Raw genomic sequence first — 13,942 nt, forward strand, 5'->3', positions numbered from 1 at the left:
CGTCCGTCGTCGGCTCCCGAGACGCCGGGTTCCACGACGCCGGGCCGTCCGACGCCGGCTCCCGAGACGCCGGGCCGTCCGTCGTCGGCTCCCGAGACGCCGGGTTCCACGACGCCGGGCCGTCCGTCGCCGGCTCCCGAGACGCCGGGCCGTCCGTCGTCGGCTCCCGAGACGCCGGGTTCCACGACGCCGGGCCGTCCGTCGCCGGCTCCCGAGACGCCGGGCCGTCCGTCGTCGGCTCCCGACACGCTACGGAAGAACACCGCGGGAGCCACCGAGGCCGACGCACGGAACGAGACCGGACCGAACACCCCGCAGGACGCCGCCCCGGACCCGGACCCGAACTCGCAGTCCCCGTTCCCCGAGGCCGGCCCCGTCGGCTCCGCGCGGGGCCCGGCGCCCGAGCGCGTCGGCGCAGGCGACCCGCAGGGTGGGCAGACCTCGGGTGGGGACGGTCCCGTCCGACCGTCCGCCGAGCCGTCCGTGCGCGGCGCGGGCACCGAGGGCCGCCGCCCCGACCCGTCCTCCGGCGGTGACCGCCCCGCCCACGCGCCCGCGGAGCCCGGTCCCGACGGCCGCGAGGTCTACACCGCTGCCGGGCCCGGTCCCGGCAGGCCCCCGCAGCGAAAGCCGGAGCCCGGGGGCGGGCTGCTGATGGGCAGGCCCTTCGGTGTGCCCGTGTACGTCGCGCCGAGCTGGTTCCTGGTCGCCGCCCTGATCACCTGGGTGTTCGGCGGCCAGCTCGACCGCGTGCTGCCCGAGCTGGGCGCCGCCCGCTACCTGGTCTCCCTCTTCTTCGCGGTCGCCTTCTACGCCTCCGTCCTCGTCCACGAGCTGGCCCACACCGTCGCCGCCCTCCGCTTCAAGCTCCCGGTCCGCCGTATCCAGCTCCAGTTCTTCGGCGGCGTCTCCGAGATCGAGAAGGAGGCCGAGACCCCGGGCCGCGAGTTCGTGCTGGCCTTCGTCGGCCCACTGCTCTCCCTCGTCCTCGCCGGCGTCTTCTACGCCGCCCTGCTGCCCGTCGAGCCCGACAGCGTTCCCGGCGTCCTGCTGGCCGGCCTGATGGTCTCCAACCTCCTCGTGGCCGCCTTCAATCTGCTGCCCGGCCTCCCCCTCGACGGCGGCCGGATGCTCCGCGCCGTCGTCTGGAAGATCACCGGCAAGCCCATGCACGGCACCATCGCCGCCGCCTGGGTCGGCCGGGCCCTCGCCATCGCCGTGCTGATCGGCCTGCCGCTGCTCACCCAGTCCCTCGGTTCCGGCGCCGCGGACGACGTCGGCATGGACACCGTCCTGGACGCCCTGCTCGCCGCGATCCTCGCCGCGATCATCTGGACCGGCGCCGGAAACAGCCTGCGCATGGCCCGCCTGCGCGAACACCTCCCGGAGCTGCGCGCCCGCGCCCTCACCAGGCGCGCCGTCCCCGTCCCGGCCGACACCCCGCTCTCCGAGGCCCTGCGCCGCGCCAACGCCTCCGGAGCCCGCGCCCTGGTCGTCGTCGACGGCGACGGCACCCCCGTCTCGCTGGTCCGCGAGGCCGCCATCGTCGGCGTACCCGAGCACCGGCGCCCCTGGGTGGCGGTCAGCACCCTCGCCCAGGACCTCACCGACGGCATGCGCCTGTCGGCCGAGCTGTCGGGCGAGGAACTCCTGGACGCCCTGCGCGCCAACCCGGCCACCGAGTACCTGGTGGTCGAGGAGACCGGCGAGATCTACGGCGTCCTGTCCGCGGCCGACGTCGAGCGGGCCTTCGTCAAGGCCATGGCAAGGCCTAGCTGAACGCGTCCCGAAGGGGCGCGGGGCTGTGACATCAGCGGCTCCGCCGCGGGGCGCGAGCAACCCCGTACGGCCCGCGCCGTTCGCACGCACCGCGGCCACCACCCCCCTACGCTGGTCAAGCCCCCGGCGGGGAACCGGTAGGCTGGTCACATGTCCGAACCGACCGGTGCCGCCCGCAGGCGCGGGCCCTTCAAGGTCGGGGACCAGGTTCAGCTGACCGACCCCAAGGGCCGCCACTACACGTTCACGCTCGAGGCCGGGAAGAACTTCCACACCCACAAGGGTTCCTTCCCCCACGACGAACTGATCGGTGCTCCCGAGGGCAGCGTTGTCCGCACCACCGGGAACGTCGCCTACCTCGCGCTGCGCCCCCTGCTCCCCGACTACGTCCTGTCCATGCCCCGAGGGGCAGCCGTCGTCTACCCGAAGGACGCGGGGCAGATCCTCGCCTTCGCCGACATCTTTCCCGGCGCACGCGTCGTGGAGGCCGGTGTGGGCTCCGGCTCCCTCAGCAGCTTCCTGCTGCGCGCCATCGGCGACCAGGGCATGCTGCACTCCTACGAGCGCCGCGAGGACTTCGCCGAGATCGCCCAGCAGAACGTGGAGCGCTACTTCGGCGGCCCGCACCCCGCCTGGCAGCTCACCGTCGGCGACCTTCAGGACAACCTGTCCGACACCGACGTCGACCGCGTCATCCTCGACATGCTCGCCCCCTGGGAGTGCCTGGACGTCGTCAAGAAGGCACTCGTGCCCGGCGGCATCCTGTGCTGCTACGTCGCGACGACGACCCAGCTCGCCCGGACCGTCGAGTCCATCCGCGAGATCGGCTGCTTCAACGAGCCGACCTCGTGGGAGACCATGATCCGCAACTGGCACGTCGAGGGCCTGGCCGTTCGCCCGGACCACCGGATGATCGGCCACACCGGCTTCCTGCTGACCGCCCGCCGCCTCGCGGACGGCGTCGAGCCGCCCATGCGCCGCCGCCGCCCCGCAAAGGGCGCCTACGGCGAGGACTACGACGGCCCCAACGCCGGCGGAGGCTCCGGCCGCTGAGGCGGCCCGTGCCGCGATCAACGTACAGGCGCCGTGGTGGAGTTCCCGAGACCGTTCGGGAACTCCACCACGGCGCCTTCGTGTTGACGCGGCGGCGCGGCACGCGGCGGCGCAGTCCGGCCGAGTACCCACCCCGCCGTTCCCCCGCACTGTGACGTGTGGCACGATGCTGGCCACCCCCCGCCGGCACAGCCCTCACAGGAGACACTCCTCGTGCAGCACCCCGCCGTTCCGGATCTGTCACACACGCACACCCGCCCGATCCACTGGGTGGCCACCGCCACGGCCCTCGCCGCCGTGGTGGCACTCTCCTCGGTCCTTCAGCCGGACGCCGCGACCGCAGCGCAGACCGCCGCCCCCGAGACGAAGAACGCCCCGGCGCACGGCACCCCGCCCGATCCGGCGGCCGTCGCCTTTCCCCTGGAATGCGGTCCGGTCAAGGCAGTCGTGCAGAAGAAGGCCTCCGGCGACCTCGACGGCGACGGCCGGCCCGAGACGGTGGCCGTCGTGCACTGCGACGCGCCCATGGGAACCCCGCCCGACGGGGTGTACGTCATCACGCGGGACGCCGACGGCGGCAAGCCCCGCGTCGTGGCCACCCTCGTGAACCCCGGGGACCGCCGGACGGTCACCGACTTCGCGGTGCGTGGCGGCGCCGTCCGCGCCACGCTTCTCGGCTACTCGTCGGCCGACGTGCCCAGTTGCTGCCCCGACGTCACGGACGACGTGAAGTGGCAGTGGGAGAACGGCGCGTTCGTCCGCGACACGCCGTCCCAGGCGCGGACCGTATGACCCACGGCCCTGCGGCAGATGGTGTGACACATCAGACAGTGGTCACGGAGCGTGCGGATTAAGTCACGGTTCGGTCACTCTGCGTCCGGGCCGTAGACCTCGGCCCTGTCCGAAACGCGACGCACGTGGATGCACTCGCCCGGACACTCCTTGGCGGAGTCGACGACGTCCGTGAGAAGCGGCAAGGGTACGGGCGTTGTCGCTCCCGCGGTCTGGAGAAGCTCGTCGTCCGCGCCCTTGACGTAGGCCAGACCGTCGATGTCCAGCTCGAACACCTCGGGCGCGTACTGGGCGCAGATGCCGTCGCCGGTACACAGGTCCTGGTCGATCCAGACCTCCAGGGCCTCGCCGTCGACTCCGGCCTCCTGCTGCACGCTCATGTCTCCTGCCGTTTCCTGCGTCGAGCCGTTCGGGAATCCGGCCAGCTCTGACGGGTGTTGAACGCTTCGAGCCTACCTCCGGCTGGGTTCCACTCACGTTCCGTGGGTATTCCCCTGGCGTGAGGGAGAGCGCAAGGGTGAAGATCGGACACACCCCGACAGTCTTTGTGATCTAGGGGTTTCAATCGACACCCACCCAGGTAGGGTCTGGAAGCGTCCAGCTCCCCTTGGAGGAGGTGAGGACCGTGGCAGCCCACGACGACGACATGAACCGCGGCATCCGCCCGGGACGCGGGTCCGAGGACCCGGCCGGGCAGGTGGCCTACCTTGAGCAGGAGATCGCCGTCCTGCGACGCAAGCTCGCCGAATCTCCGCGGCACACGAGAATTCTCGAAGAGCGGATTGTCGAGCTGCAGACCAACCTGGCCGGCGTGTCCGCCCAGAACGAGCGACTCGCCGGAACACTGCGCGAGGCCCGAGACCAGATCGTGGCCCTCAAGGAAGAGGTCGACCGGCTGGCCCAGCCACCGGCGGGCTTCGGTGTCTTCCTGCAGGCGAACGAGGACGGTACCGCCGACATCTTCACCGGCGGCCGCAAACTCCGGGTGAACGTCAGCCCGAGCGTCGAGCTCGACGAGCTCCGACGCGGCCAGGAAGTGATGCTCAACGAAGCACTCAACGTGGTCGAGGCCATGGAGTACGAGAGCGTCGGCGACATCGTCACCCTCAAGGAGATCCTCGAGGACGGCGAGCGAGCCCTGGTGCTCGGGCACACCGACGAGGAGCGGGTGGTACGCCTCGCGGAGCCGTTGCGCGGGATCAACATCCGCCCCGGCGACGCGCTCCTGCTCGAACCCCGCTCCGGTTACGTCTACGAGGTCGTTCCCAAGAGCGAGGTCGAGGAACTCGTCCTCGAAGAGGTCCCCGACATCGGCTACGAGCAGATCGGCGGCCTCGGCGGACAGATCGAGGCCATCCGCGACGCGGTCGAGCTCCCCTATCTCTACCCCGACCTGTTCCGGGAGCACGAGCTGCGTCCGCCCAAGGGCGTCCTGCTCTACGGGCCTCCCGGATGCGGCAAGACGCTCATCGCCAAGGCGGTCGCCAATTCGTTGGCCAAGAAGGTCGCCGAGGTGACCGGCCAGGCCGCCGGCAAGAGCTTCTTCCTCAACATCAAGGGTCCCGAGCTGCTCAACAAGTACGTGGGTGAGACCGAGCGGCAGATCCGCCTGGTCTTCCAGCGGGCCCGGGAGAAGGCCAGCGAGGGCACGCCCGTCATCGTCTTCTTCGACGAGATGGAGTCCCTCTTCCGCACCCGCGGTTCCGGTGTCAGCTCGGACGTGGAGAACACCATCGTCCCGCAGCTGCTCGCCGAGATCGACGGTGTGGAGGGCCTGCAGAACGTGGTCGTGATCGGTGCCTCCAACCGTGAGGACATGATCGACCCCGCCATCCTGCGGCCCGGCCGGCTCGACGTGAAGATCAAGATCGAGCGTCCGGACGCCGAAGCGGCCAAGGACATCTTCGGCAAGTACCTCACCGAGCGCCTCCCGCTCCACGTGGACGACCTCACGGAGCACGAGAAGGACAGGTCCGCCACCGTACAGAGCATGATCCAGACCGCGGTGGAACAGATGTACGCCGAATCCGAGGAGAACCGCTTCCTGGAGGTCACCTACGCCAATGGCGACAAGGAAGTCCTCTACTTCAAGGACTTCAATTCCGGCGCCATGATCGAGAACATCGTGGGCCGCGCCAAGAAAATGGCGATCAAGGACTTCCTGGAAGCGAACCAGAAGGGCCTTCGCGTCTCCCACCTCCTCCAGGCCTGCGTGGACGAGTTCAAGGAGAACGAGGACCTGCCCAACACCACCAACCCGGACGACTGGGCCCGGATCTCCGGAAAGAAGGGCGAGCGGATCGTGTACATCCGTACGCTCGTCACCGGAAAGCAGGGCGCGGACACCGGACGCTCCATCGACACGGTGGCGAACACCGGTCAGTACCTGTAAAAGGCGGGGCGGCTGCGGGTGCCCTCAGCGGGTACCCGCAGCCGACTGTTTTCCGGAGCCCCGACTGGAGCAAGGCAATGCCGCAAATGATCTCCCCACCAGCGCAAAGGCGTTCTAGGCTCTTCCGTACCGCCGAGTCGCGCAGTGCGGGGACGGGCACCGCACACGCATCGGAGCGCCAGCGGTACTTGAGCGGCGCCCACGACGGGCGCCGCCGGGCAAGGAGGGCCGCATGACCGTACGGCGAGTAATGGGCATCGAGACGGAGTACGGGATCTCCGTCCCCGGCCACCCGAACGCCAATGCCATGCTCACCTCGTCCCAGATCGTCAACGCCTACGCGGCGGCGATGCACCGGGCCCGCCGGGCCCGCTGGGACTTCGAGGAGGAGAACCCGCTGCGGGACGCGCGGGGCTTCGACCTCGCCCGCGAGTCCGCCGACTCCAGCCAGCTCACCGACGAGGACATCGGCCTGGCCAACGTGATCCTCACCAACGGGGCACGGCTCTACGTCGACCACGCCCACCCCGAGTACAGCGCTCCGGAGGTCACCAATCCGAGGGACGCCGTGCTGTGGGACAAGGCCGGCGAGCGGATCATGGCCGAGGCCGCGGAGCGGGCCGCCCAGCTGCCCGGTGCCCAGCCGATCCACCTCTACAAGAACAACACCGACAACAAGGGCGCCTCCTACGGCACGCACGAGAACTACCTGATGAAGCGGGAGACCGCCTTCTCGGACATCGTGCGCCACCTGACGCCCTTCTTCGTCTCCCGCCAGGTCTTCACCGGCGCCGGCCGCGTCGGCATCGGCCAGGACGGGCACGAGCACGGCTTCCAGCTCAGTCAGCGCGCGGACTACTTCGAGGTCGAGGTCGGCCTGGAGACCACGCTGAAGCGGCCCATCATCAACACGCGCGACGAACCGCACGCGGACGCCGAGAAGTACCGGCGACTGCACGTGATCATCGGCGACGCGAACCTGTCGGAGATCTCGACGTACCTGAAGCTGGGCACGACGGCCCTGGTGCTGTCGATGATCGAGGACGGGTTCATCGCCGTCGACCTGGCCGTGGACCAGCCGGTACGCACCCTCCACCAGGTCTCGCACGACCCGTCGCTGAAGCGCCTGGTCACGCTGCGCAGCGGCCGGACACTGACCGCGGTGCAGCTCCAGATGGAGTACTACGAGCTGGCCCGCAAGTACGTCGAGGAACGGTACGGCGCGGACGTCGACGACCAGACCAAGGACGTGCTGGGGCGCTGGGAGGACACCCTCAACCGGCTCGAGAACGATCCGATGAGCCTGGCGGGCGAGCTGGACTGGGTGGCCAAGCGGGAGCTCATGGAGGGCTACCGCCGCCGGGACGACCTGGACTGGGACGCGGCCCGGCTGCACCTGGTGGACCTCCAGTACGCCGATGTACGGCCCGACAAGGGCCTGTACAACCGTCTGGTGGACCGCGGCCGCATCAAGCGGCTGCTGGACGAGACGGAGGTCGAGCGGGCCCGTACGAAGCCGCCGGAGGACACGCGCGCGTACTTCCGCGGGCGCTGTCTGGAGCAGTACGCGGACGACGTCGCGGCGGCCTCCTGGGACTCGGTGATCTTCGATCTGCCGGGACGGGACTCGCTCCAGCGGGTGCCAACCCTGGAACCGCTTCGCGGAACGCGTAATCACGTCAAGGAGCTCCTGGACCGCTGCCGCACGGCGGAAGACCTGGTCAAGGTCCTTTCCGGCGGGTGAGCGGGCCGAGCGGGTACACGGGAGGAATCGGCCGGACAGGGTGGAAACGCCCGCGTCCGGGAACCATCGAGGTGGCACCCGTACGTTGGAGAAACTGCGGGGCCGATGTCGGACCCGGCTTGTAGGGTCTGATCTTGACCGAGCAACTGTGTCGGGCGAACCGAGCGGGGTGAGGGTTATGGCGACCAAGGACACCGGCGGCGGGCAGCAGAAGGCCACGCGTTCCACGGAGGAGGTCGAGGAGCAGGCGCAGGACGCGCAGGCTTCCGAGGACCTCAAGGAGCGCCAGGAGAAGCTGAACGACGACGTGGACTCCGTCCTGGACGAGATCGACGACGTCCTCGAGGAGAACGCGGAGGACTTCGTGCGGTCCTTCGTGCAGAAGGGTGGCCAGTAGGCCGGCTCGAGGGCCTGCCTCTCCTTCGCTTCGAAGGCCCGAGGGCCGTGTGAGGGGCGGACGAGCAGAACGTGAGGCGTCGCGCGCGGTGCGGTGAGAACCGGGCCGCGCGCGGCCCGAGACGGGGGCCGGGGTGTTCGTTCCGTGGTTCCCGCCGAGTATGTGGATCACTGCCCACAGACGGGTAGGGTCCGTGGCATAGCTGTCGCATACGTGGAAGGAATCGCGTGGAAGCCAACACTCGTAGCACCGGGCGTCTACCAGCTGCCTTCCTGACGCCTGGGTCCTCTTCGTTCATGGACTTCCTCGGTGAGCACCAGCCGGAGATGCTTCCGGGCTACCGGCAGCTGCCGCCGGTGCAGGGCGTCATCGAGGCACCGCACGGCACCACGATCGTGGCGGTCACGTTCCCCGGTGGTGTCGTTCTCGCCGGTGACCGGCGGGCCACCATGGGCAACATGATCGCCCAGCGGGACATCGAGAAGGTCTTCCCGGCCGACGAGTACTCGGCGGTGGGCATCGCCGGCACGGCGGGTCTGGCCGTGGAGATGGTGAAGCTGTTCCAGCTGGAGCTGGAGCACTTCGAGAAGGTCGAGGGCGCGCAGCTGTCCCTGGAGGGCAAGGCGAACCGCCTGTCCACGATGATCCGGTCCAACCTGGGCATGGCGATGCAGGGGCTGGCCGTGGTGCCGCTGTTCGCCGGGTACGACGTGGATCGGGGCAGGGGCCGCATCTTCTCGTACGACGTGACGGGCGGACGCTCCGAGGAGCAAAACTACGCGACCACCGGGTCGGGGTCGATCTTCGCCCGTGGCGCGATGAAGAAGCTCTTCCGCGAGGACCTGACCGAGGAAGAGGCCACGACGCTCGTGGTCCAGGCGCTGTACGACGCGGCAGACGACGACTCGGCGACCGGTGGTCCCGATGTCGCCCGCCGGATCTACCCGATCATCACTGTGATCACCGAGGACGGCTTCCGCCGGCTGAGCGAGGACGAGGGCTCGGCGCTCGCCCGCGCGGTGCTGGAGCGGCGGCTCGAGCAGCCCGAGGGCCCGCGGGCCGCGCTGCTGTAGCGGGTGCTTCCGTGTTGTCAGGTGGTCCAGTGACTTCTCCAGAAAGGGACGGATAACCGGTGTCGACGCCGTTCTATGTCTCACCCCAGCAGGCGATGGCCGACCGGGCGGAGTACGCCCGCAAGGGCATCGCCCGTGGTCGCAGCCTGGTCGTGCTGCAGTACGCCGACGGCATCGTGTTCGTCGGCGAGAACCCGTCCCGTGCGCTGCACAAGTTCAGCGAGATCTACGACCGGATCGGCTTCGCGGCCGCCGGCAAGTACAACGAGTACGAGAACCTGCGGATCGGTGGGGTGCGCTACGCCGACCTGCGCGGTTACACGTACGACCGTGACGACGTGACGGCGCGCGGCCTTGCCAACGTGTACGCCCAGACGCTGGGCACGATCTTCTCCAGCCAGGCCGAGAAGCCGTACGAGGTGGAGCTGGTCGTCGCCGAGGTCGGTGACAACCCCGAGAGTGACCAGATCTACCGGCTGCCGCACGACGGCTCGATCGTGGACGAGCACGGCTCGGTCGCGGTCGGCGGCAACGCCGAGCAGATCAGCGGGTACCTGGACCAGCGGCACCGGGACGGCATGACGCTGGCCGAGGCGCTGAAGCTGGCGGTGCAGTCGCTGTCCCGCGACACGAACGGCAGCGAGCGGGAGATTCCGGCGGAGCGGCTGGAAGTGGCGGTGCTGGACCGCACGCGTCCCCAGAAGCGGAAGTTCAAGCGGATCGTGGGGGCGCAGCTGTCGCGACTGCTGGATTCGGGAGCGGCGGCGGGAGCCGCCGGCACTGACGACCTGCCCCTGCCGGACGAGGACGAGGGCGGGGACAAGGGCGAGGAGTAGCGGACAGCCGCTGCACGGAAGCCTTCGCGCGGCGCCGGGTGCCATGTGCCCCGGCGCTGCTCAGTCTTGCGGTGGCGGTGCCGTGGAGCCCCGTACGACCAGGTGCACCGGGATGTCGCCCTCCTCGGGCGCCCGTCCCTCCATGACCGCCAGCAGGGCGCGCATCCCGCGCTCACCGAAGAGTTCCGCGTCCAGGCGTACGGTCGTCAGCTCCGGGTCGATGGCCGTGGCGAGGCCGAGGTCGTCCAGACCGGTCACCGAGAGGTCGTCGGGAACGCGGAGCCCGGCTCGCCGGGCCGCCTTGTAGGCGCCGGCCGCCAGTTTGTCGTCGTCGCAGACCAGCGCCGTGGGCCGGGGCCCCGGAGCGCCGAGCGCGGCCTCCGTGGCGGTCAGGGCGCCCTCGATGGAGATGGGGGCGCGGACGGTACGGAGGTCGGTGCCGGGGGTGCCGGCCAGCCGTGCCGCCAGTTCGCGGGCGCGTACCTCGAAGGTCCAGGACGGGACGTCCGCCGCGAGGTGGAGGAAGCGGCGGTGGCCCAGGGACAGAAGGTGCTCCGCGACCTGGCGGATGCCATCGGCGATGTCCAGGTTGACCGTCGCGGCGCCGAGACTGCCCTCCGGGTCGCTGTCCAGCATGACCAGGGGGAGCTGGTCGCCCCGGATCGCGCTGAGCGCGTCGGCCGCCATGGAGGACGCGATGACGCCGTCCAGGGCGGCCTGGGCGGAGGCGAACGGGTCCCGGGCCGGGCCGACGCCCTCGGGGGAGGGGTAGAGGACCACTCCGAAGCCGTGCTCGGCGGCCACCCGCGCGGCGCCCGTGTACACCTCCGCGAAGAACTCCGTGGTCAGTGCGGGGACGACCAGCAGCACGGTGCGCGTGCGGCCGAGGCGGAGGTTGCGGGCGGCGAGGTTCGGGCGGTAGCCCAGCTCGTGCGCCGCCTCCCGGACCCGCTGGGCCGTGGGCTCCGACACGCGGCCGCGCCACTTGTCGCCGAGGACCAGGGACACCGCTGCCTGGGAGACGCCTGCGGCCTGGGCGACGTCCCGGCTCGTGGGGCGGGTGCTGCCTCGTGCCACCGTTCGCCTGCGCTTTCGTCTGGACTCGTGAACAGGCGACATGGTACGTATGGCGACGCACGTTATACGTAAAACCTCAGTGGTTGGTTCGGAGAAGGGGGTGGGTCGTGGTCGCCGGGTACCTGGACATTCTTCGGGCGCGGCATGCCGTCAGGCTGCTCGTCGGCACGCTCGTGGGGCGGCTGCCCAACGCCACCGCGGCGATCGCGATCGTGCTGTTCGTGCGGGCCGAGGGCGGCTCGTACAGCCTCGCGGGAGCCCTGGCCGCCGTGTACGGGGTCGCCAACGCCGTCGGACAGCCCGTGCTCGGGCGGCTCGTGGACCTGCACGGGCAGCCGCGGGTGCAGCTGCCGGCCGCCGTGCTGTCGGGCCTGGCCATGGCCGTGTTCGCCTTCGCGGGCACCGGGACGGTCGCGCTCGCCTACGCGGCCGTGGGAGCCGCGGGGCTGTTCACGCCCCCGCTGGAGGGCGGGCTGCGTGCGCTGTGGCCGAGCGTGCTCCGCAAGGAGGACCAGGTGCACACGGCGTACGCCATGGACGCCGTGGCGCAGGAGGTCATGTTCACCGTCGGGCCGCTGCTCGTGACGGTGTGCGTGTCGCTGTGGTCGCCGCTGGTCGCCCTGCTCGTGCTGAACGCGGTGGGTGTGCTGGGCGCCCTGTCCGTGGTGGTGTCGCCCCCCTCGCGCGCGTGGCGGTCGGCGCCGCGCGGGGCGCACTGGCTGGGCGCGCTGCGCTCGTCCGGGCTGCTCGCACTGCTGGGCGCCTTCCTGTTCATCGGGATGGCGCTCGGGTCCATCACCGTCGCCTCCGTGCCGTACGCGGACGAGCACGGCGGCGACGCCGTCTACGGCTGGCTGATGGCCGCCCTGGGGCTCGGGGCGCTGATCGGCGGAGCCGTCTACGGGGCCCGGCAGTGGACCGGCGATCCCGCCCGCCGACTGCGGGTGCTGGTGGCCCTGCTGGCGGTGTGTTACCTGCCCCTGCTCCTGCTGCCGGGCGCCGTCGCCATGGTGCTGCTCACGGTGGTCGCGGGCGTCTTCCTCGCGCCGTGCATCGCCTGTGCGTTCGTCCTCGTCGACCTGCACGCGCCGCGCGGCACGGTGACGGAGGCGTTCTCGTGGCTCGTGACGACGTTCACCGTGGGTGCCTCGGTGGGCACGGGCCTCGCGGGGCCCGTCGTGGAGCACGGCGGGGTGCTGTGGGGGTTCGCGGTGCCCGGGGCGGCCGGGACCGTGTCCCTGCTCGTGCTGGCGTGCACGGGGCGGGTCCTCGCAGCTCCCGCCACGGGAGCGGTGGTTGCGGCTTCATCGGAAAATGATCCAAACCGTGCCGTCGAACCCCGTTTCAGTTCGGGTCATCAGGCGTAATGTTCAGTCATGGACCGCCGCATTTTCGGGCTGGAGAACGAGTACGGCGTCACGTGCACGTTCAGGGGACAGCGCCGCCTGTCGCCTGACGAGGTGGCGCGGTACCTCTTCCGCCGTGTCGTGTCATGGGGCCGCAGCAGCAATGTCTTTCTGCGCAACGGGGCCCGCCTCTATCTCGACGTGGGATCACATCCGGAATACGCCACACCCGAATGTGACAACGTGACCGAACTCGTCACCCACGACAAAGCGGGCGAGCGCATTCTCGAAGGACTCCTGGTGGACGCCGAACGACGCCTGCACGAGGAGGGAATCGCGGGCGACGTCTACCTCTTCAAGAACAACACCGACTCCGCCGGCAACTCCTACGGCTGCCACGAGAATTACCTCGTGGCCCGGCACGGGGAGTTCTCGCGGCTCGCGGACATCCTCATTCCGTTCCTGGTGACCAGGCAGTTGCTGTGCGGCGCCGGCAAGGTGCTGCAGACGCCGCGCGGTGCCGTGTACTGCGTCAGCCAGCGGGCCGAGCACATCTGGGAGGGCGTCTCCTCGGCGACCACCCGCTCCCGTCCCATCATCAACACCCGCGACGAGCCGCACGCCGACGCCGAGCGCTACCGGCGCCTGCACGTCATCGTGGGCGACTCGAACATGTCCGAGACGACCATGCTGCTCAAGGTCGGCGCCACCGACCTGGTGCTGCGCATGATCGAGGCGGGCACGGTGATGCGTGACCTCACCCTGGAGAACCCGATCCGGGCGATCCGCGAGGTCAGCCACGACATCACCGGGCGGCGGAAGGTGCGCCTGGCCAGTGGCCGGGAGGCGTCCGCGCTGGAGGTGCAGCGGGAGTACTACGAGAAGGCCGTGGACTTCTGCGAGCGCCGCGGCATCCGCACCGGCACCGTCGAGCGCGTGCTGGAGCTGTGGGGCCGCACCCTGGACGCGATCGAGGCCGAGGACCTCGACCGCATCGACACCGAGATCGACTGGGTCATGAAGTACAAGCTCCTGGAGCGGTACCGGGCCAAGCACAACATGACCATGTCGAACCCGCGGGTCGCGCAGATAGACCTCGCCTACCACGACATCCACCGCCGTCGTGGCCTGTACTACCTGCTCGAGAAGAAGGGCCAGGCCGCCCGGGTCGCGAACGACCTGAAGATCTTCGAGGGCAAGTCCGTTCCGCCGCAGACCACTCGGGCCCGGCTGCGCGGCGACTTCATCCGACGGGCTCAGGAGCAGCGCCGGGACTTCACCGTCGACTGGGTCCATCTCAAGCTCAACGACCAGGCGCAGCGCACCGTGTTGTGCAAGGACCCGTTCCGTTCGGTGGACGACCGGGTGGAGAAGCTGATCGCCGGAATGTGAGCCGGACGAGGTGAGACACGCGTTTCCGCACGAAAGGGCGGAACGCCACACGGGCACCGTA

Annotated in this window: 12 protein-coding genes and 1 pseudogene; 11 read left to right on the top strand and 2 right to left on the bottom strand. The window is 70.1% G+C overall.

What is annotated here, in order from left to right; translation table 11 throughout:
* The 3 genes from ACFCZF_RS12715 to ACFCZF_RS12725 all read left to right on the top strand — a co-directional run.
* Positions 1 to 1,779 (top strand): site-2 protease family protein (locus ACFCZF_RS12715; RefSeq protein WP_376671674.1); only part of this gene is annotated, 1,779 nt, incomplete at its 5' end.
* Positions 1,780 to 1,929: 150 nt separating this feature from the next.
* Complete coding sequence (locus tag ACFCZF_RS12720; RefSeq protein ID WP_053128315.1) at positions 1,930 to 2,832, top strand: tRNA (adenine-N1)-methyltransferase; 903 nt, start codon at positions 1,930 to 1,932, stop codon at positions 2,830 to 2,832.
* Positions 2,833 to 3,045: 213 nt separating this feature from the next.
* On the top strand, positions 3,046 to 3,624 hold the full coding sequence (locus ACFCZF_RS12725) for a hypothetical protein (RefSeq protein ID WP_376671675.1): 579 nt from the start codon (positions 3,046 to 3,048) through the stop codon (positions 3,622 to 3,624).
* Positions 3,625 to 3,698: 74 nt separating this feature from the next.
* Here the strand turns inward: ACFCZF_RS12725 and ACFCZF_RS12730 are convergent, their stop codons facing one another.
* Positions 3,699 to 4,004, bottom strand: a complete 306-nt coding sequence (locus ACFCZF_RS12730; protein ID WP_375915025.1) for a ferredoxin — start codon at positions 4,002 to 4,004, stop codon at positions 3,699 to 3,701.
* A gap of 245 nt (positions 4,005 to 4,249) precedes the next feature.
* On the opposite strand from ACFCZF_RS12730, the gene arc reads away from it, so the two are divergent.
* From arc to prcA, 6 genes and pseudogenes are all read left to right on the top strand, one after another.
* Positions 4,250 to 6,016: a proteasome ATPase gene (gene arc, locus ACFCZF_RS12735; RefSeq protein WP_376671676.1), complete on the top strand. Its 1,767-nt coding sequence runs from the start codon at positions 4,250 to 4,252 to the stop codon at positions 6,014 to 6,016.
* A gap of 232 nt (positions 6,017 to 6,248) precedes the next feature.
* On the top strand, positions 6,249 to 7,760 hold the full coding sequence (gene dop / locus ACFCZF_RS12740; RefSeq protein WP_345635130.1) for a depupylase/deamidase Dop: 1,512 nt from the start codon (positions 6,249 to 6,251) through the stop codon (positions 7,758 to 7,760).
* Between the two features lie 178 nt (positions 7,761 to 7,938).
* The gene (locus tag ACFCZF_RS12745; protein WP_053128307.1) at positions 7,939 to 8,157 is read left to right on the top strand and encodes a ubiquitin-like protein Pup; all 219 of its coding nucleotides are present in this window, start codon (positions 7,939 to 7,941) and stop codon (positions 8,155 to 8,157) included.
* A gap of 150 nt (positions 8,158 to 8,307) precedes the next feature.
* Positions 8,308 to 8,433, top strand: a pseudogene (locus ACFCZF_RS12750) (recombination endonuclease VII); the annotation flags it as partial.
* The gene (prcB, locus tag ACFCZF_RS12755; protein ID WP_376671677.1) at positions 8,385 to 9,230 is read left to right on the top strand and encodes a proteasome subunit beta; all 846 of its coding nucleotides are present in this window, start codon (positions 8,385 to 8,387) and stop codon (positions 9,228 to 9,230) included. The pseudogene ACFCZF_RS12750 and the gene prcB, both read left to right, overlap by 49 nt.
* Before the next feature lie 59 nt (positions 9,231 to 9,289).
* Positions 9,290 to 10,066 (top strand): proteasome subunit alpha, encoded by a 777-nt coding sequence (prcA, locus tag ACFCZF_RS12760; protein ID WP_376671678.1) that lies wholly within the window; start codon positions 9,290 to 9,292, stop codon positions 10,064 to 10,066.
* 60 nt (positions 10,067 to 10,126) lie between these two features.
* Here prcA and ACFCZF_RS12765 read toward each other — a convergent pair whose 3' ends face one another.
* Positions 10,127 to 11,143 carry a LacI family DNA-binding transcriptional regulator gene (locus ACFCZF_RS12765; RefSeq protein ID WP_376671679.1) on the bottom strand — a complete coding sequence of 339 codons (1,017 nt, stop codon included), beginning with the start codon at positions 11,141 to 11,143 and terminating at the stop codon, positions 10,127 to 10,129.
* A gap of 107 nt (positions 11,144 to 11,250) precedes the next feature.
* Between ACFCZF_RS12765 and ACFCZF_RS12770 the strand changes: the two genes are divergently transcribed.
* Both ACFCZF_RS12770 and pafA read left to right on the top strand, forming a co-directional pair.
* Complete coding sequence (locus ACFCZF_RS12770) at positions 11,251 to 12,510, top strand: MFS transporter (RefSeq protein ID WP_376671680.1); 1,260 nt, start codon at positions 11,251 to 11,253, stop codon at positions 12,508 to 12,510.
* 9 nt (positions 12,511 to 12,519) lie between these two features.
* Positions 12,520 to 13,881 carry a Pup--protein ligase gene (gene pafA, locus ACFCZF_RS12775; RefSeq protein ID WP_375915049.1) on the top strand — a complete coding sequence of 454 codons (1,362 nt, stop codon included), beginning with the start codon at positions 12,520 to 12,522 and terminating at the stop codon, positions 13,879 to 13,881.
* Positions 13,882 to 13,942 lie beyond the last annotated feature (61 nt).

It is taken from the genome of Streptomyces sp. NPDC056296, assembly GCF_042268605.1.
GTDB lineage: Bacteria > Actinomycetota > Actinomycetes > Streptomycetales > Streptomycetaceae > Streptomyces.

Excerpts from the sequence above, each read along its gene's own strand:
- ACFCZF_RS12720 (WP_053128315.1), top strand. The coding sequence starts at position 1,930 with ATGTCCGAACCGACCGGTGCCGCCCGCAGGCGCGGGCCCTTCAAGGTC.
- ACFCZF_RS12730 (WP_375915025.1), bottom strand. The coding sequence starts at position 4,004 with ATGAGCGTGCAGCAGGAGGCCGGAGTCGACGGCGAGGCCCTGGAGGTC.
- dop (WP_345635130.1), top strand. The coding sequence starts at position 6,249 with ATGACCGTACGGCGAGTAATGGGCATCGAGACGGAGTACGGGATCTCC.
- ACFCZF_RS12745 (WP_053128307.1), top strand. The coding sequence starts at position 7,939 with ATGGCGACCAAGGACACCGGCGGCGGGCAGCAGAAGGCCACGCGTTCC.
- pafA (WP_375915049.1), top strand. The coding sequence starts at position 12,520 with ATGGACCGCCGCATTTTCGGGCTGGAGAACGAGTACGGCGTCACGTGC.